Annotated in this window: 16 protein-coding genes and 2 tRNA genes; 7 read left to right on the forward strand and 11 right to left on the reverse strand. The window is 71.8% G+C overall.

The features are described 5' to 3' along the window. Nucleotides 1-352 precede the first annotated feature (352 nt). Nucleotides 353-550 carry a hypothetical protein gene (locus ACZ7G3_RS23330; RefSeq protein WP_470928057.1) on the reverse strand — a complete coding sequence of 66 codons (198 nt, stop codon included), beginning with the start codon at nucleotides 548-550 and terminating at the stop codon, nucleotides 353-355. A 272-nt stretch (nucleotides 551-822) separates the two neighbouring features. Between ACZ7G3_RS23330 and ACZ7G3_RS23335 the strand changes: the two genes are divergently transcribed. From ACZ7G3_RS23335 to ACZ7G3_RS23345, 3 genes are all read left to right on the forward strand, one after another. Continuing rightward, on the forward strand, nucleotides 823-1,323 hold the full coding sequence (locus ACZ7G3_RS23335) for a MarR family winged helix-turn-helix transcriptional regulator (protein WP_426602198.1): 501 nt from the start codon (nucleotides 823-825) through the stop codon (nucleotides 1,321-1,323). 85 nt (nucleotides 1,324-1,408) lie between these two features. Continuing rightward, complete coding sequence (locus ACZ7G3_RS23340; RefSeq protein WP_470928059.1) at nucleotides 1,409-3,883, forward strand: MFS transporter; 2,475 nt, start codon at nucleotides 1,409-1,411, stop codon at nucleotides 3,881-3,883. Nucleotides 3,884-3,991: 108 nt separating this feature from the next. After that, entirely contained in the window at nucleotides 3,992-4,813 is an 822-nt protein-coding gene (locus ACZ7G3_RS23345) for a YceI family protein (RefSeq protein WP_470928061.1), read from the forward strand. A 1-nt stretch (nucleotide 4,814) separates the two neighbouring features. Here ACZ7G3_RS23345 and ACZ7G3_RS23350 read toward each other — a convergent pair whose 3' ends face one another. Both ACZ7G3_RS23350 and ACZ7G3_RS23355 read right to left on the reverse strand, forming a co-directional pair. Beyond that, nucleotides 4,815-5,516 (reverse strand): GAF and ANTAR domain-containing protein, encoded by a 702-nt coding sequence (locus ACZ7G3_RS23350; protein WP_470928063.1) that lies wholly within the window; start codon nucleotides 5,514-5,516, stop codon nucleotides 4,815-4,817. A gap of 18 nt (nucleotides 5,517-5,534) precedes the next feature. Continuing rightward, the gene (locus ACZ7G3_RS23355) at nucleotides 5,535-6,281 is read right to left on the reverse strand and encodes an ANTAR domain-containing protein (RefSeq protein WP_470928065.1); all 747 of its coding nucleotides are present in this window, start codon (nucleotides 6,279-6,281) and stop codon (nucleotides 5,535-5,537) included. A 209-nt stretch (nucleotides 6,282-6,490) separates the two neighbouring features. Here ACZ7G3_RS23355 and ACZ7G3_RS23360 point away from each other — a divergent pair, with 209 nt between their 5' ends. Then, the gene (locus tag ACZ7G3_RS23360; RefSeq protein WP_470928067.1) at nucleotides 6,491-6,907 is read left to right on the forward strand and encodes an STAS domain-containing protein; all 417 of its coding nucleotides are present in this window, start codon (nucleotides 6,491-6,493) and stop codon (nucleotides 6,905-6,907) included. A gap of 9 nt (nucleotides 6,908-6,916) precedes the next feature. After that, nucleotides 6,917-7,387, forward strand: a complete 471-nt coding sequence (locus ACZ7G3_RS23365) for a PPOX class F420-dependent oxidoreductase (protein ID WP_426602192.1) — start codon at nucleotides 6,917-6,919, stop codon at nucleotides 7,385-7,387. A gap of 255 nt (nucleotides 7,388-7,642) precedes the next feature. Here ACZ7G3_RS23365 and ACZ7G3_RS23370 read toward each other — a convergent pair whose 3' ends face one another. The 5 genes from ACZ7G3_RS23370 to ACZ7G3_RS23390 form a co-directional block, all read right to left on the reverse strand. Continuing rightward, on the reverse strand, nucleotides 7,643-8,203 hold the full coding sequence (locus ACZ7G3_RS23370) for a TetR/AcrR family transcriptional regulator C-terminal domain-containing protein (RefSeq protein WP_470928069.1): 561 nt from the start codon (nucleotides 8,201-8,203) through the stop codon (nucleotides 7,643-7,645). A 132-nt stretch (nucleotides 8,204-8,335) separates the two neighbouring features. Beyond that, nucleotides 8,336-9,730, reverse strand: coding sequence for a bifunctional glycosyltransferase family 2/GtrA family protein (locus ACZ7G3_RS23375; RefSeq protein ID WP_470928071.1), 1,395 nt, complete (start codon nucleotides 9,728-9,730; stop codon nucleotides 8,336-8,338). Nucleotides 9,731-9,744: 14 nt separating this feature from the next. Continuing rightward, on the reverse strand, nucleotides 9,745-11,292 hold the full coding sequence (locus tag ACZ7G3_RS23380; protein WP_470928073.1) for a sensor histidine kinase: 1,548 nt from the start codon (nucleotides 11,290-11,292) through the stop codon (nucleotides 9,745-9,747). Further along, entirely contained in the window at nucleotides 11,289-12,026 is a 738-nt protein-coding gene (locus ACZ7G3_RS23385) for a response regulator transcription factor (RefSeq protein WP_030403173.1), read from the reverse strand. The genes ACZ7G3_RS23380 and ACZ7G3_RS23385 overlap by 4 nt, the downstream gene beginning before the upstream one ends. 365 nt (nucleotides 12,027-12,391) lie before the next feature. Then, the gene (locus tag ACZ7G3_RS23390) at nucleotides 12,392-13,294 is read right to left on the reverse strand and encodes a DUF2797 domain-containing protein (protein WP_470928076.1); all 903 of its coding nucleotides are present in this window, start codon (nucleotides 13,292-13,294) and stop codon (nucleotides 12,392-12,394) included. 214 nt (nucleotides 13,295-13,508) lie between these two features. Between ACZ7G3_RS23390 and ACZ7G3_RS23395 the strand changes: the two genes are divergently transcribed. Then, complete coding sequence (locus ACZ7G3_RS23395; protein ID WP_426602186.1) at nucleotides 13,509-13,862, forward strand: winged helix-turn-helix transcriptional regulator; 354 nt, start codon at nucleotides 13,509-13,511, stop codon at nucleotides 13,860-13,862. A gap of 70 nt (nucleotides 13,863-13,932) precedes the next feature. Here ACZ7G3_RS23395 and ACZ7G3_RS23400 read toward each other — a convergent pair whose 3' ends face one another. Beyond that, the gene (locus ACZ7G3_RS23400) at nucleotides 13,933-15,420 is read right to left on the reverse strand and encodes a peptidoglycan D,D-transpeptidase FtsI family protein (RefSeq protein WP_426602185.1); all 1,488 of its coding nucleotides are present in this window, start codon (nucleotides 15,418-15,420) and stop codon (nucleotides 13,933-13,935) included. A gap of 358 nt (nucleotides 15,421-15,778) precedes the next feature. On the opposite strand from ACZ7G3_RS23400, the gene ACZ7G3_RS23405 reads away from it, so the two are divergent. After that, the gene (locus ACZ7G3_RS23405; RefSeq protein ID WP_470928079.1) at nucleotides 15,779-17,095 is read left to right on the forward strand and encodes a hypothetical protein; all 1,317 of its coding nucleotides are present in this window, start codon (nucleotides 15,779-15,781) and stop codon (nucleotides 17,093-17,095) included. A 196-nt stretch (nucleotides 17,096-17,291) separates the two neighbouring features. On the opposite strand, the gene ACZ7G3_RS23410 is transcribed toward ACZ7G3_RS23405, so the two are convergent. Together ACZ7G3_RS23410 and ACZ7G3_RS23415 are read right to left on the reverse strand one after the other, a co-directional pair. Further along, nucleotides 17,292-17,364: transfer RNA gene (locus tag ACZ7G3_RS23410), tRNA-Arg, on the reverse strand. A gap of 206 nt (nucleotides 17,365-17,570) precedes the next feature. Next, nucleotides 17,571-17,661: transfer RNA gene (locus tag ACZ7G3_RS23415), tRNA-Ser, on the reverse strand. Between the last annotated feature and the right edge of the window lie 153 nt (nucleotides 17,662-17,814).

The following is a 17,814-nucleotide window of genomic DNA, read 5'->3' on the forward strand; positions in this document are numbered from 1 at the left end:
CCCGCCCTACCGCACACGACCTACACGCCCGCCCAACCAACGCCCGACCACCCGCCCCAACAGCCCCACCCCCACCCCCTCCGCCCTCCCCTCCCCCCCCCCCCGCCCCATGCCGTATCCGTACGCGTCCGTGCGGGGCGGTGCCGGGCGGGTGCGGGTGCCGCTCTCCGGCGCCGGCTCCCTCCGGGCCCGTCCGCCCCGGTGCCGACCCCTCCGAGCCGGTCCGCTCCGCACCGAGGCCTTCCGGACCGGCCCAGCCCGGCCCGGTCCGTCCGCTCCTGCCCGTAACCCTCGGGGGACCGGTCCGCTCCGCGCCGGTCTGCTTCACCGCCGGCCCACTCCGGCGCCGGTTCTACTTCAGCGCCAGCCAGGCCACGGCCGCGACGATCACCACGACGGCCACGATGCCGACGATCAGGCCGACGCGGGGCCCGGAGGAGGCGGCGGGGGCCGCCTGGCGGGACTGGGGGGCGTCGTCGACGAACGCGCGGAACATCTGGGTGCTGCCTGCGGGGTCGTTATTGCCCTGGGGGCCCTGGTTGTTAGCCATGGGCCGAGACACTAGCGAATCCGCCGATGCGGCCCAAGTGCGGGGCTCCCGAGTCCCCTTGGCCCTGCCCGTCGCGCGCCCACCGCCCGCCCGCCGGACGCCGGACACCCGCCCACCGTCCGCCCGGCCGCCCGCCCACCGCCCGCCACCTGCGCGTTTACTATCGCAATACTTGCCTTTGCCAACTTTTTATGCCGGGATGACCGTTTTTATTTGCCTGTAGCAACCAACCGATCCTATGGTTGCCCTAAGCAACAAAACGGGAGGTGCGCATGGCCGAGAAGGCTCAGTACGAGGAGCTGATCCGCCAGTTCAGCGCCTTCGGCGCCGTGAAACGGGAGATGGGGCGGCTGCTGCCGCCCGACTGCCCGAGCGGGTCCGTCGCCGTGCTGACACTGCTCGGCCGCCACGGGGACATGCGCATGAGCAAGCTCGCGGAGCTGCTCGCCGTGGACATGTCGGTGACCAGCCGCCACGTCGCCCACGTCGCCGACCGGGGCTGGATCGCACGGTCGCCCGACCCCGCGGACAAGCGCTCGCGCATCCTGCGCCTGACGCCCGAGGGCCAGGGACGGCTCGACGACATCGCCGAGCGGACCAGCCAGATGCTCGCCCACCGGCTGAGCGACTGGTCCGACGACGAGGTCGGCCAGCTCTCCCGGCTCATGGCCCGTCTCAGGGCCAGCTTCGACGACTGCCGGGGACCCGCTCCCCGGCCACCCGCACCGTCCGGGGACGAACAGTCCACCCGTACACCCGCGACCACCACGTAAGCAAAGGAAGTCCATGGCAACGACCACACCAGCCGGTGTGCGGGCTCATGCCAAGCACGGGGGAGGCTCCACCGGAGACGCTCCGATGACGCACCGGCAGATCATGGAGGCGCTGTCCGGGCTGCTGCTCGGCATGTTCTGCGCCATCCTGTCCTCGACCATCGTCACCAACGCCCTGCCCGAGATCATCGGCGACCTCGGCGGCGGCCAGAGCGCCTACACCTGGGTCGTCACGGCCTCGCTGCTGACGATGACCGCCTCCACCCCCCTGTGGGGCAAGCTCGCGGACCTGGTCAGCAAGAAGGCCCTGGTCCAGATAGCCCTGATCGTCTTCGTCATCGGCTCCGTCGTGGCCGGCCTGGCGCAGAACCCCGGGATGCTGATCGCCGCGCGCGGCATCCAGGGTCTGGGCGCCGGCGGTCTGGCCGCACTGGCGCAGATCATCATGGCCGCGATGATCTCCCCGCGTGAGCGCGGGCGCTACTCCGGCTACCTGGGCGCGACCTTCGCCGTCGCGACCGTCGGCGGTCCGCTGCTCGGCGGCGTCATCACCGACACCAGCTGGCTCGGCTGGCGCTGGTGCCTCTACGTCGGCGTGCCCTTCGCGATCCTCGCGCTGGTCGTGCTGCAGAAGACGCTGCACCTGCCCGTGGTCAAGCGGAAGGTCAAGGTCGACTGGGCCGGCGCCTTCTTCGTCACCGCGGCCGTGAGCCTGCTGCTCGTCTGGGTCACCTTCGCCGACGACAAGTACTCCTGGATGTCCTGGCAGACCGGCGCGATGGTCGGCGGCGCGATCGTGCTGACGCTGATCTTCCTCTTCGTCGAGTCGAAGGCCAGCGAGCCGATCATCCCGCTGCGCCTGTTCAAGAACCGCACCATCACGCTGGCCTCGCTGGCCTCGCTGTTCGTCGGTATCGCGATGTTCGCGGGCACCGTCTACTTCAGCCAGTACTTCCAGCTGGCCCGGGACAAGTCCCCGACCATGTCGGGCGTCATGACGATCCCGATGATCGGCGGCCTGTTCATCTCGTCCACGGTCTCCGGTCAGATCATCACCAAGACCGGCAAGTGGAAGGGCTGGCTGCTGGCCGGCGGTGTGCTGCTGACGGCGGGCCTGGGCCTGCTCAGCACCATGCGGTACGACACCCCGTACTGGCACATCGCGATCTTCATGGCGCTGATGGGCCTCGGCGTCGGCATGATGATGCAGAACCTGGTCCTGTGCACGCAGAACCAGGTGGCCCCCAGCGACCTGGGCGCGGCCTCCTCCGTCGTGACCTTCTTCCGGTCCCTCGGCGGCGCGGTGGGCGTCTCGGTGCTCGGCTCCGTGATGTCGACCCGGATCAGCCACTACGCCTCGGACACCATCGGCTCGCTCAGCCCGCAGGAGCAGGCGGCGGCCGCCAAGGCCTCCGGCAGCGGCGCGATCCCCGACATGGACCTGCTGCCCCCCGGTATCCGCGAATGGCTGGAGAGCGCCTACGGGCACGGCATCGCCGACATCTTCCTGTACGTCGCGCCGATCGCGCTGCTCGGTTTCCTGGTGACGCTGTTCATCAAGGAGGTCCCGCTGCGCACCTCGGGCGCCCTGGCCCAGGCCGCGGAGGCCACCGCCGGGACCGCCTCCCCGGCCGCCCCGGCCCCGGCCGAGGCCACCCGCGTCGCGCCGGAGCCGGTTCCGGCCGGTGCGACGGCGGCCACCTCGGTCGCCGACCGGGGTCTGCAGCCCGAGACGACGCAGCGGCTCGCAGCCGTCGCCACGGCGACCGGCTCCGGTGCGCCGGGGGCACCCGTCTCCGGTGGCATCGCGGTCCGCGGCTTCGTCCGCGGCGCCGAGTCGGCGCCGGTCCCGCAGGCCGCCGTCACGCTGATCTCGCTGGCGGGCCGGCAGCTCGGCCGGTCGGTCGCCCAGGCCGACGGCTCCTACGCGGTCGACGTGCCGGGCGCGGGATCGTACGTCCTGATCGCCTCCGCCGACGGCTTCCAGCCGCAGGCCTCGACGATCGTCGTGAACGACGAGCCGGTCGCGTACGACATCCTGCTCAGCGGCACCAGCGGGCTGACCGGCCTGGTCCGGGCCGTGGAGAACGGGCTGCCGGTCAAGGACGCGATGGTGATCGTGACCGATGTGCGCGGGGACCTGCTGGCCACCGCCGCCACCGGTGAGGCGGGCGACTTCTCCTTCGCCGAACTGGTGCCGGGCACGGTGACCGTCGCGGTGAACGCCGCCGGCTACCGGCCGCGCGCCCTGCCCATCGAGGTCGGCGGCACCGGGGTCACCCGGGTCGAGGTCGACCTGCAGGCCGGGGCGCAGGTCCAGGGCGTCGTGCGGGCGCCGCACGGTCCGCTGGCCGACGCCCGCGTCACGCTCGTCGACGCGGCGGGCAACGTGGTCGGCACGGCCACCACCGGCGCGGACGGGGCGTACGCCTTCACCGACCTGGACGCCGGTGAGTACACCGTCATCGCGACCGGCTACCCGCCGGTGGCGACGTCCCTGACGGTCGCCGGCCCGGGTGCCGACGGCCACGACATCGAGCTCGCCCACCCCGGCGAGTAGCGAGACCCCGGCCCGTGGTGGCGAGCGCGCTCTGAGCGGAGGTGCGCCCGCCCACCACGGGCCGGTTTGTTTATGACACTTTCTGAGCCTTTGCAGGGAGAAAACGGGATGGGACTGACCGCGAGGATCCGAACGCGGGACGGATGGGCCGTGTCGCACGCGGTCGTCACGGTGACCGACATGACCGGCACGCAGGTGCTGCGCGCCGAGGCGGACACCGAGGGCACCGTGCGGGACACCACCCCGCTGACGCCGGGGGCGTACACCGTCATCGTCACGGCCGTCGGCTACGCGCCGGCCGCGTCCAGCGCGCTCGTCACCGCGAGCGGCCGGGCCGAGGTCGGCACCGTGACGCTGGCCCGCCAGGGCGGCACCGAGCTGCCGCCGCCCGGGCCGTGGACCGTCGACCCGGCGCACTCCAGCGTGGCGGCGGTCGCCCAGCACCTGGGCATCTCCAGCGTGCACGGCCGGTTCACGGAGTTCGCCGGCACGGTCGAGATCGCGCCGGACGACGTCGCCAAGTCCCGGGTGGAGGCGGTGATCAAGGCGGCCTCCGTCGACACCGGCAACGGCATGCGCGACACCCACCTGCGCTCCGCCGACTTCCTGGACGTCGAGCGGTTCCCGGAGATCACCTACCGCTCCACCGGGGTGTCGGAGGCCGGGCCCGACCGCTGGACCGTCCACGGCGAGCTGGGCCTGCACGGTGTCGTCCGCCCGGTCGACCTGGACCTGGCCTACCTCGGCACCGGCGCCGACCCGTGGGGCGGCACCCGGGCGGCGTTCCACGCCACGACGGAGCTGCGCCGCGAGGACTTCGCCATGAACTACAACCAGGTCCTCCAGGCCGGCATCGCCGCCATCGGTACGACGCTCAGGGTCGAGCTGGACATCCAGGCGGTCCAGGGGGAGTCGCTGCCCACCGCCTGAGTCACTGCCGGCCGCGTGAGGCGCCGCCGGACGCCCGGGCCACCAGCTCGCCGCACAGGTCCCGGAGCTTGACGTTCCGGTGCTGCGAGGCCCGGCGCAGCCGGTCCAGGGCCCGGTGGGCGTCGATCCGCTCCCGGGCCATGAGCATGCCGACCGCCTGGTCGATGACGCTGCGGGAGAGCAGGGCGGTGCGCACGTCGGCCGCCGAGGCCTGCTGCCGTTCCAGGCGCAGGGCCTCGTTCACGGCGTGCGCGGCCCGCTCCGCGAAGACGCGGGCCGCGTCGAGGCCCCGGGCCAGCGCGTCGGATCCGGTGCCGTAGAGGTTGAGGGCGGCGCCCGTCTCGCCCTCGACGGCCAGCGGGAGCGCCAGTACACAGCGCACGCCGGTGGCCAGCGCGTACTCCGTGTACGCGGGCCAGCGGGTCTCCGTGGCCAGGTCGGGGGCGTACCGGGCGCTCTGTGTCTCGGCGGCGTCCACGCAGGGGCCGGAGCCGTTCTCGTACTGCCGCAGGTCCAGGCCGCTGGGCAGGCCGGTGCTGCCCGCCAGGGTCATCAGCCGGTCGGCGCGGCGCACCGTGACCGAGCACGCGACGGCGCCGGGCACCTGCACGACCGCCCGGTCGGTCAGGTCGCGCAGGAGGGTGTCGAGGCCCTGGCTGCGCGCTATCGCACGGTCGAGCGTGTCAGGGATCTCCGAGGTCATGGCCGTACGGATATCCCGTCACCGCTCGCTCACGCCTCGTCCCCCGGCTCCGGTGTTCGCGTCGACGATGCGGCGGGCGAGGTCGCGCAGTTTCACGTTCTCCCGCTGCGAGGCCTTCACCAGGGAGTCGAAGGCGCCGGCCGCGTCGATGTCCAGCCGCTCCATGAGGATGCCGGTGGCCTGGCCGATCAGGTCCCGGGTGCGCATGGCCTCGGTGAGCTGCTCGCGCACGGTCGCCGAATCCAGGGCGAGGGAGACGTGCGCGGTGAACAGCCGGCCGATGCGGGTGGCGTCCTCGTCGAAGGCCTGTGGTTTGCGGGCGTACGCCGTCAGCACGGTCAGGCGGCGCCGGTCGGCGCGCAGCCGCAGCGACAGCGCGGAACGGAGACCGAGGCCGCACAGGGCGTTGCCGCCGCCGGACTCGCTGTCGTCTATCCGGACCACGGGGGTGGTCCAGAGGCGTTCCCAGTCCGGGTGCGGCTCGCGTGCCCCGGCCCGGGACTCGCCCGCGAACCGTACGACGTCGTCGGTCCAGGCGAGTGTGCGCAGCCGGCTGCCCCGCTGGACCTCCGAGATGTCCGCGTGCTCCGCGCCGGGCAGCAGGCGCACCGCCAGCGCGACCGCGGTGTTCAGGGTGTCGTCCGGGGTGCCCGTCCCGTGCAGTTGCCGCGCCGCCGCCGTCAGGGCCTCGGCCAGCTCGAAGCCCGCCGGAAAACGCGGCAAATCAGTAAATTCGGACGCAGCCACCACGAACCTCTTCGGCATGCGCGGCCAAACGGCCGTGCGCAGGAGAGCTCCGCAGCACATTCCCGACTGCGAGCACAGGACGAACAGCACTTTAGCTGCTTGGTTGCGTGACGGTGACGCCCGGCCGAAGGACCGGGCGGACGCCTTCCGTACCCCGTCACCGGCGTGATGAAATGGGAGAAGGGTCAGGAAGCGGCCTCGACCGGAAGCCGGCGGACGTCTGTCAGGTGAGTGACGTGACCTTCCTCCCCCCACCGTGCGAGCCGTGCGATCCGCCCGGTTACGCCGTGCTCGCGCTGCCCCCCGAGATCGACTTCTGCAACGCCACGGGGCTGCTGCCTCTGATCATGGCCGCGGTCGACCACCGTTCCGACGGTCTGCGCGTCCTCGTCCTGGACCTGACCGCGACCCGTTTCATGGACTCCCAGGGCGTCCGCCTCCTCGACCGGGTACGCCGCCGCCTGCCCACCCGCACCCGGCTGCGCGTGGTGGCCGCCCCGAAGGGCGTACCGAGCCGCATCCTGGAACTCTCCGGCCTGCGCCGGGACGTACCGGTGTACGACAGCCTCACGGAGGCCCTGCTTCCGGAGAGCGGTACGGCGGACGGGCCCGGCAGCGGGGCGGGGAGCGGGGGCACGGCCTAGGCTGACGGCATGGCACCGAACATCGCGACGAACACCCGCGTCTCCCTGGACGAGTTGCTGGACTTCGTACGCCCCCGGCACCGGGCGATCCTGCTGACCCGGCGGGCCGACGGCAGCCCGCAGGGATCACCGCTGACCTGCGGGGTCGACGATTCCGGCCGCATCGTGGTCTCCACCTACCCGGAGCGGGCCAAGACCCGCAACGCGCAGCGGGACCCGCGGGTCAGCCTCATCGTGCTCAGCGACGAGTGGAACGGCCCCTGGGTCCAGATCGACGGCACGGCGGAGGTCATCGCTACGCCCGACGCCGTGGAGCCGCTCGTGGAGTACTACCGCAACATCGCCGGTGAGCACCCCGACTGGGACGAGTACCGGCGGGCCATGGTGAAGCAGGGTAAGTCGATCATTCGGGTGACGCCGGAGAAGTGGGGTCCGGTGGCGACGGGGGGCTTCCCGGCGCGGCTGGCGTCGGACGACTGACCGCGGGGGGCCAGGGACCGGGCGCGTGGGCCAGGGACCGGGCGCGCAGGCCTGTCACAGGGTCGGACACGGAACCGGGCACGGGGGCCTGTCACAGGGCCGGACACGGGACTGGGCACGGGGGCCCCTGTCACGGGACCCGTCACGGAGCCGGGCACGAGGGCCTGTCACACGGGTACCCGGCACGGGACCGGGACCGGGACCGGGCACGGGACCGGGTGCGGGACCGGGTGCGGCGACCTGTCCCGGAGCCGGTCACCCTCGTTCGACCATCGCCTCGATGCCCGCCACGAGCAGGTCCAGCGCGAACTCGAAGTCCCGGTCCAGCATCTCCCCGACCGTGTCGCCGCCGCGGGCCGACATGAGCTCCCGGGACTCCTCGATGACGTCCGCGATGTCCGGCGACTGGGCCACCGCGCTCATGGAGGCCTGGAAGTACTCGTCCGGACTCAGGCCGCTGCCCGCCGCCCGGGCGAGGAGGTGGCCCTCGACGGTTCCGTAGCCGTAGACGAACTGGAAGACGGCGGAGATGGCACCGGTCAGCCGGTGCGCGGGCAGACCGCTGCGGCGCATGACGACCTGCACGGCCCGGGAGAAGGCCAGCGAGTGCGGCCCGATGTTCAGGTAGGTGCCGGTCAGCTGGGACAGCCAGGGGTGGCGCACCAGCAGCCTGCGGTTCTCCCGGGCCAGCGTGCGCAGCTGCCCGCGCCAGTCCTCGCCGGCCTCCGGGCCGGGGTGGCGCAGCTCGCCGAAGACGGCGTCCAGGGCGAGTTCGAGCAGCTCGTCCTTGGTGTCGACGTACCAGTACACGGACATCGCGGTGACGTCCAGCTCGGCAGGCGCGGCCGCCGGGACGGGCCGGGCTCGTGCGGCGCCACCGGCGGCCCCCAGTCCCCGCCGTCCGGGGGCACGTGTCCCCCGCGGGCACCGTCGGGTCGTGGTGCGTCGTCATCGTCCGTCCCTCGGGTCGGTGTCGGCGGGGCGGGGGCGCACCGGCCGCAGCCGCACGGTCGCGTCGCTCCAGGCGCGGGAGGAATCCGGGTTCAGTGGTTCCCGGACACCGTGTCCCGGCGTTTCCGTGACCGGTGGCGCGTCCACGGTGGGCGGCGCGTCCGGGAACACCCAGGCGCGGAAGAGCAGGAAGCGCAGCACGGTGGCCGCGAGGTTGGCGGCGATCAGCACCGCCAGTTCGGTGGAGTGGTCCGGGTCGGCACTCGCCGCGTTCAGGGCGGCGAGCGAACCGCTGGTCAGGGCGAGACCGATACCGAAGACGACCAGCCCCTGCGCCTGGTGCCGCACCGCGCCGCCGCGGCCGCGCACCCCGAAGGTCAGCCGCCGGTTGGCGGCGGTGTTGGCGACCGCCGAGACCAGCAGGGCGAGCGCGTTGGCGAGCTGCGAGCCGCCGAAGTGGCGGAAGCCGCTGTAGAGCACCAGGTAGAAGAGGGTGGACAGGGCACCGACGGCACAGAAGCCGACGAGCTGCCGGGCCAGCCCCTGCGGTACGTCCTTCAGGTCGCGGTCGCGCGGGTCGTCGCCGAAGGGGCGCGCCAGCCGGTCCAGCGGCAGCGAACCGGTGGCCAGCGCCTTGCCGACCCGCCACACGCCCTTGAGGTCGTCGGTCGCCGTCCGCACGATGTGCACGGTGGAGTCCGGGTCGTCGACCCAGTCGACCGGCACCTCGTGGATCCGCAGCCCCGCGCGCTCGGCGAGCACCAGCATCTCGGTGTCGAAGAACCAGCCGGTGTCCTCCACCAGCGGCAGCAGCACCCGGGCCACGTCCCGGCGGATCGCCTTGAACCCGCACTGGGCGTCGGAGAAGCGGGCCTGGAGGGAGCCGCGCAGGATGAGGTTGTAGGAGCGGGAGATGAACTCCCGCTTGGCGCCGCGCACCACCCGTGAGCTGCGGGCGAGCCGGGAGCCGATCGCGAGTTCCGAGTGCCCGGATATCAGCGGCGCCACCAGCGGCAGCAGCGCGTTCAGGTCGGTGGACAGGTCGACGTCCATGTAGGCGAGGACCGGGGCGTCCGAGGCCGACCAGACGGTTCCGAGGGCCCGGCCCCGCCCCTTCTGCTCCAGCCGGAAGGACGTGACCTCGGCGAGCTCCGCCGCCAGCCGCGCCGCCACGTGCGGGGTGGTGTCGGTGGAGGCGTTGTCCGCGACCGTGATGCGGAAGGCGTACGGGAACGTCCGCGTGAGGTGCTCGTGCAGTCTCAGGACGCACGGCCGGAGGTCCTTCTCCTCGTTGTGGACGGGGATCACTACGTCCAGGACTGGCGTACCGGCTCCTGCGGCCGGGAGGTGCTCCCGTGCCGGCAGGGAGCCGGGAGAAGAGTCGGTTCGCATGGGACCGACTCTTCTCAAGTCCCCTGTCGCACCCGTGTGGTGGGACTGTGCTGTGCCTGTGAGTGCGACGCCGCGCCGCGCCGCGCCGGGAGGGCGGGCAGGTACAGGGTGAACACCGTCCGGCCCGGCACGCTGTCGACCGTCACGCCACCGCCGTGCGCGGTGGCCACGGCCTGCACGATGGCGAGCCCGAGGCCCGTCGAGCCGTTCGTCCGGGACCGCGCGGAGTCGCCGCGCGCGAACCGTTCGAAGACGTGCGGCAGCAACTCGGCCGGGACGCCCTGCCCGTTGTCCTCGACGTCCACGCACAGCCACCCGCCGCTGTGCCGCACCCGCGCGGTGACGGTCGTACCGGGCGGGGTGTGGTTGCGGGCGTTGCCCAGCAGGTTGACCAGCACCTGCTGGAGCCGGGCGGCGTCCGCCGACACCACCATCGGTTCCTCGGGCAGGTCGAGCCGCCAGTTGTGGTCGAGTCCGGCCGCGCGGGCGTCGCTGACGGTGTCCACGACGAGCGGTACGAGGTCGGTCTGCCCGAACTGCAGCGGCCGCCCGGCGTCCAGGCGGGCGAGCAGGAGGAGGTCCTCGACGAGCAGGGTCATGCGCCCGGCCTCGGACTCGATGCGTCCGAGCGCGTGCCGGGTGTCGGGGCCGACCCGTTCCCGTCCCCTGCGGGTGAGTTCGGCGTACCCGCTGATGGAGGCGAGGGGCGTACGCAGCTCATGGCTGGCGTCGGCGACGAACTGCCGTACCCGCGTCTCGCTCTCCTGCCGCGCGTGCAGCGCGCCGTGCACGTGGTTCAGCATCCGGTTGAGCGCGGCACCGACCCGGCCGACCTCGGTGTGCGGGTCGCACTCGGACTCCGGGACGCGTTCGTCGAGGTTCACCTCGCCCGCGTGCAGCGGCAGTTCGGATACCCGGGTGGCGGTGGCGGCGACCTTGCGCAGGGGGCGGGTGGCGACGCCGACGATGACGGTCCCGGCGAGGGAGGCGGCGATGAGACCGGCGGCGGTGACGCTGGCCTCCACGAGGATGAGGGTGTTGATGGTGCCGGTGACGTCCGAGGTCGGGACGGCGGCGTAGTACCCGTTCCGGTACTCCACCCGGTAGTCGCCGAGGCCGGGGATCTCGACGGTGTGTGCGCCTCCGTCCCGGGAGACGGACGCGAGCGCGGCGCGCTGCGTCTCGCTGAGGGAGACCGCCGTGGTGCGGCTGACGTCGGTGCTCTCCTCGTCCTCCCTGCCGTACATGGCGTCGACGACGACACCGTCCCGCACTTCGGCGACGACCGTGCGGCGCGGTTGCGGACCGTGCCTGACGAACTCGCCGAGGTCTACCCGCTGCGGGTCGCCGCCGCCGGCCTGGGGATCACCGGGCGGTCCGAAACCGGACACCCGCATCGCGACCTCGCGCAACTGCCCGTCCAACTGGTCGTACAGGTGCGACCGCAGCGCCACCGTCGTCACCGTGCCGATCACCGCGCACACCACCGCGATCAGCGCCACCGACGCGACGACGAGCCGCGTCCTCAGGGTTCTCGGCCGCGGTCGTCGCCGCACGCTCACGCCGCGGGCTTGATCAGGTAACCGGCACCGCGCCGGGTGTGGATCATCGGCTCGCGTCCGGCGTCGATCTTCCGGCGCAGGTAGGAGATGTACAGCTCGACGACGTTGGCCTGCCCGCCGAAGTCGTACGACCAGACCCGGTCCAGGATCTGCGCCTTGCTGAGCACGCGCCGCGGGTTGCGCATGAGGAAGCGCAGCAGTTCGAACTCGGTGGCGGTGAGGTGGATGCCGTCGCCGCCCCGGGTGACCTCGTGGCTGTCCTCGTCGAGGGTGAGGTCGCCGACGACCAGGACGGAGTCGGAGCGCCGGTCGGCGGCACCGGAGCGCCGGATCAGCCCGCGCAGCCGGGCGACGACCTCCTCCAGGCTGAACGGCTTGGTGACGTAGTCGTCCCCGCCGGCGGTCAGCCCGGCGATCCGGTCCTCGACCGCGTCCTTGGCGGTCAGGAACAGCACCGGCACGTCCGGCAGGTCGCGGCGCAGCCGCCCCAGCACGCTCAGCCCGTCCATGTCGGGCAGCATCATGTCCAGGACGACGGCGTCGGGCCGGAACTCGCGCGCGGCCTGGACGGCACCGTGTCCGTCCCCGGCGCTGCGGATCTGCCAGCCCTCGTAGCGCAGGGCCATGGACAGCAGCTCGGTGATGGACAGCTCGTCGTCCACCACAAGCACCCGGACGGGGCTCCCGTCCGGCCTCAGCAGTTCGGTGCGCCCCTGGGGCGAGGTCGTGGTCATAACGGACACCATGTCGGGGCGCTCTGAGAGCGCCCTTTCCCCAAGCTGTGATTTCTCTGAGAAACCCACAGGGGCCTCTCAGCCAGCTCCCGTCGACCAGGGCCGGTCAGCGTTCCGACGGCCGGGGCCACCGAGACCACCGAGGCCACCGAGACCACCGAGACCACCGAGACCACCGAGACCACCGAGGCCACCGAGGCCACCGAGACCACCGAGACCACCGAGACCACCGAGACCACCGAGACCACCGAGGCCACCGAGGCCACCGAGGCACGATCGTGCCCGGCACTCCGGGGCACTCCCTCCCGGGCACCTCCCAGGAGCCTCCCAGACGCCTCCCCGGCGCAAGGAGCCGCCGGACAAGGTCAGAACAGCCCATCCTGTACTCCAGCCGCTCGCTTGAGCTCCCGCACGGGCACGGCGCACGGCCGCCCCTCTGCGGACACCAGCTCCCACCCGGTCATCAGCCGCGTGTCGAGCACGACGACCCCGCGCTCGGTCGCCAGGTGCAGATCCGGCCCCGCGGCCGCCACCAGCTCACCCCCGATCGCCCCGCCCGCCACCAGCTCGGCCACCTCCCCCACGGCGGCCGGCCCGCGGCCCGCCACCCCGTCGGCTCCGAAGGCACCCGCGTCGAGCCCGAAGACATCCGCGTGGTCCACACCCCGGAACGGCTCCGGCGTCAGCGACTCCGGCCAGCCGCCGAGCGCCACCGCCCGCGCGTGCAGCTCCGCGATCTCGGTCGCCCGCCCCTCCTCGGACGCCGGCAGCCCGGCCCGCACGGCGCGCTTGTGGGCGTACGGAATCCGGTCGGGCACGCCCAGTGCTGCCCGCAGCAGTTCCTCGGTCCGCCGCGCGGCCATCAGCGGCCCGCTGCCCAGCCAGCTGAAACAGACCGCGCCCTGCTCCAGCAGCCGGGCGGCTCCCCGTTCCTGTGCGGTGATCCCCACCTTGACGAGCCCCGGCCCGAACCACGCCAGGTACACGCGGTACGGCCGCGGATCGTCCGCGATCGTGTCGGCGGCCACGGAGTGCGCCCGGTCCAGCCGCGCGCACTCCTCGCACCGCGCCCCCGTACTGCGCCCCGGCACACCGGCCCGCACCGGACACGCGTGCCCCCGTGCCCCCACGCATGTCCGCACACCCCCCTCGGCGACCGCGAACGCCACCCGCTTCCCCCGGGGCAGCGCGCTGCTCCGCCCCCCGGCCCACGTGAGCACGGGACCGTCCGCCCACCGCAGCCCCGCGCATTTCCATGCCTGTGCCATCGCTGTCGAGGGTATGGGGAGCCACTGACAACGCCCTACGCGCCGCCCCGCCGCCCTCATCACGCTCGGCGACGTAGAAGCCGGGGCCGGGCTCGGTGTACGTCGGACCTGGCGGACGTCACCGATGCGACGCGGCCCGGCATGGACCGCGGCCGGCGCCTGGAACGGCTCCACCGGCCGGTCGAGGGTGCCGGCCCCGAAGTAACGTACGGCCATGGCAGCAAGCAACACCATGTGCCCCGAGCGCCTGGTCATGGAGCACATCACCAGCCGCTGGGGCACCCTGGCCCTGATCGCGCTGCTGGACCGCTCGTACCGCTTCAGCGAACTGCGCCGGGAGATCGGCGGGGTCAGCGAGAAGATGCTGGCCCAGACCCTGCAGACGCTGGAGCGCGACGGACTGGTCCACCGGGACGCCAAGCCCGTGATCCCGCCCCGCGTGGACTACTCCCTCACGGACCTCGGCCGGGAGGCCGCCGAACAGGTCCGGGACCTCGCACGGTGGACGGAGCGGCGGATGGCGGCGGTCGAGCAGGCCCGCGCCGCATACGACGCGACGAAGGCCTGACGCACCCGCCACCCGCCCCGCTACTCCGTACTCGCCGTACTCGCCGTACTCACCCCGAACCCCGGTGGCGTCACGACTTCAGCACCGCCTCCATGACACTGCGGGCGATGGGCGCACCGAGGCGGCCACCGGAGATGTCCGAACGGGAGATGTCCATCTCGGTCGGATCGATGAAGACGGCCACGGCGACGGAGGACCCGTCGTCCTTCTTGCCGTAGGAGACGAACCAGCCGTACGGCACCTCGTCGTCCACGTCGACACCACGCTGCGCGGTACCGGTCTTGCCGCCGACCGTGATGCCGTCGATCAGGGCACGCTTGGCGCTGCCCTCCTTGGCGGTGAACTCCATCATCTGCTGGACCTTCTGCGCGGTCTCGGCGGAGACCGCCTCGCTCATCACCGCGGGCTCGGTCTTCTCCAGCGTGCCGAGGTCCGGTCCCTTGACCTCGTCGACGATGTAGGGCTGCATCAGCTTGCCGTCGTTGGCCAGGGCGGCGGTGACCATGGCCATCTGCATCGGCGTACTGGTCAGGCTGCCCTGTCCCATGCCGGTGAGCGCGGTGCCCGGCTTGTCGAGGTTCTCGGGGTACAGGCTCTTGGTGGCGAGCAGGTCACCGAAGTCGTCGGAGTAGACGTCCTCGTTGAAGCCGAACTTCTCGGCCGTCTCGCGCATCTTGTCCTGCCCCAGCTCGGAGGCGGCGTCCAGGAAGACGTTGTTGCACGAGTGCTGCATCGCGACCTTCATCGAGGCCTTGTCGCAGACGGCGTCACCGGCCTCGCTGCCGATCCTGTTGGTCGACTGCGGCAGCTTGTACGGCGATGCGGCGTCCGTGCGGGCGTCGATGTCGCTGACCACCCCGTGCTCCAGCGCGGCGGCCGCCGTGAGGATCTTGAAGGTGGAGCCCGGCGGGTAGGTCTCGCGCAGCGCGCGGTTGGCGAGCGGCTTGCTCTTCTCCTTGGTGAGCGCGACGAAGCGGTCCGACTCGTTGAAGGTGCCGCCCGAGAACGTCGACGGGTCGTAGGAGGGCGCCGAGACCAGAGCCAGCACCTTCCCCGTCGCCGGGTCCAGGGCGACGACGGCGCCCCGGGCGCCCTTCAGGTCGGTCAGCCCCTTCCAGGCCGCCTTCTGCGCCTTCGGGTCGATGGTGGTGACCACCGAGCCGGCGCGCCGGCCCTCGCCGCTGACGATGTCGGCGAACCGCTGGAACGCCAGCCGGTCGTCCTTGCCGGTCAGGATGGAGTCGTAGGTCTTCTCCAGCAGCGTCATGCCCTGGGCCTGCGACGCGTACCCCGTCACCGGCGCGTACATCGGCCCGTCGACGTAGGTGCGCTTGAACTTGAGGTCGGTGCCCTCGGTCTCGGCGGAGCCGGTGACGGCCCGGCCACCGACGACGATGTCTCCGCGCGGGGTGGAGAACTGCTCGATCTGCACCCGCCGGTTCTTCGTGTCCGAGGCGAGCTCCGGGGCCCGGACGTACTGCAGCCAGTTCGCGCGGATCAGCAGGCCGAGCACCAGCAGCCCACAGAAGATCGCCACGGCCCTCAGCGGCTTGTTCACCGGGTGCCCCCACCGAGTCTCGGCCGGATGGATATGGAGATGCGTCGTCGCAGCATGCGCACACCCTAAACACACCAAGCGCCCTCAGCGCCGCCAGGGCTGCCGTCAACTCCCGCGCGAATTCCCGACGATTGAGGGCGAGTGACATGAGTCACACAAAGAACGCGGCTCCGGTGAACAACCATCCCCGCCTGTCCAGTTTATCCGGAAGGGAATCGCCAAGAATAACCGCAGCCCGAACAAAAAGGAGCATCTTTCTTTCACTTCAGTTATAAACTATTCGAATCATTCAGACTGCCCGCACACGCTTTTCCCGCGGCCGTTCTCCTTTTTCTCTCCCACCAGGGAAGGGTTCTCAGTGAAGCTTCACCGTTGCCTCGCTGTGGCCGCCGCCGTCGCGGTGACCACGCCCGTCGCGCTGTTCACCGCCGCTCCGGCCCTCGCCGCCGGGAAGCCCGCGGCGCAGATACAGAACCAGCCGACGTACACGGAGCTGGAAAAGGCCGCCGCCGACGCGAGGAAGGCGTACGAGGACGCCGTCGCCGCCAAGGAGAAAGGACTGAAGGACCTCAAGGCCACCCTGGACTCCCTGGGTTCCGACACGCACCCGCTCAAGGCGGCCACGATCACCGCCGCCAAGGCGGCCAAGGACGCGGCGGCCGCCAGGACCACTGCCGAGCAGGCCGTCGCGGACGCCGAGGCCGCGCTCGAAGCGGCCGGGAACGACACCGACAGGGCCGCGGCGCGAAAGGCCCTCGAAACCGCCGAAGCCGATCTGGTGGCAGCGGTCAAGGCCCAGCAGGAGGCCGACACCACGGCCGAGGAAGCCAACACCGCGCTGAGCGACGCCAGGGTGGCGGCCACCCGTGAGTACGGTCTGCTCACGGCGGCCCTCGACAAGGCGAGCACGGCCAGGGAAACCGCCGAAAAGGCACTCGACGCCGCCAGGAAATGCATCCGGGAGAACGGCCTGACCTCACTCGTGACGGGGCTGCCGTCCGAAGTCGTCGCGGGCACCACCGTCGGTTTCACCCTGCGCGTGACCAATGGCACCGAGCGCACACTGACCGTGGACCCCCTGGTGTTCGTCCACGCGACCGGTGAACACAGCGGTGGGAAGAACCCCTTGGAGGTGAAGTGGTCCACCGGCTCCGACTGGCAGGCCCTCACCGGTGACGGGCCCGAGCACATCGGTCCCGTCGGCACCCTGAAGCCGGGCGGGCGGAGCGACGTGCGGCTGCGGATGCGGATCGACTCCGCCGCCCGGGCCACCGACGCCCTCGCGCTGTTCGCCAGTGACGCCTCCGACGCGTACAAGCCGTGCGTCCACGGCCCGATGAAGCGCTACGAGTTCAAGATCCTGCCCGCGGGCAGCAAGCCCGGTGCGGTCGACGAGGCCAAGCCCGGCCGGCCCGGCGGGAACGACGACAAGCGGCCGGACACCGCGGCCCCCGGCACGGGCACGGGCCCCTCCGCACAGGGCGGCGCGTCCCAGCAGCCGGCGCAGGCACAGGCACAGGCACAGGCCACCGGGGCCGACACCGCCGGCAACCTCGCCAAGACCGGCACGTCCTCCGCGATGGCGCCGCTCGCCGTCACGAGCGCCGTCGCGGTCGCACTCGGCGCCGGTACGGTCTTCGCCATCCGCCGCCGCAGGGCCGCGGCGAACGCCTGACGCGCAGCCGGCCGCCCGGACCCGGGACACCGTCCCGTGCACTCGGTCCGGGCGGCCGGCCCGCGCCGCTGTGCGGCACAGACTGCGGGACACAGGCCGCGTGGGACACAGACGCGAGGCGAATACCGTGCGACAAGGACTGTGAAACAAAAATCAGAGGCCCCGTGGAGTGATCCACGGGGCCTCTGATCCGATGTGCACTCGGCAGGATTCGAACCTGCAACCTTCTGATCCGTAGTCAGATGCTCTATCCGTTAAGCTACGAGTGCTTGTCCTGTTCAGTTTTACCGCCGCTCCCGTTCCTTCCGGCCCGCTCGCGGCGACAGGAAGAACATTACATGACTGCCGCCGTCATGTGAAATCCGTTAGCCGCACCCCTTGTGACCTGCGGAAACGATCCATCGAAGCCACCACACGGACCCGGAAGACGCACCGAAGCCCCGGCCAGCTGGGGCCGGGGCTTCGGTGATCGGTGCGGAGGCGGAGGGATTTGAACCCTCGATGGGCTTTAAGACCCAAACCGCATTAGCAGTGCGGCGCCATAGACCGGACTAGGCGACGCCTCCAGACAACATCACCCTTCGCGTACGAGCGCGAGTGGTGCGTGCCGATGATGACACAGTTGAGCTCGCTGTCACCAATCGACCCCTACGGTACTAGGCGGGCGGGCCGCAGGGCAAAGCCCTTACGGCCCGGTCGCGCAACGTCCGGCGCTCCGG

This window comes from Streptomyces sp. NPDC037271 (genome assembly GCF_055603605.1).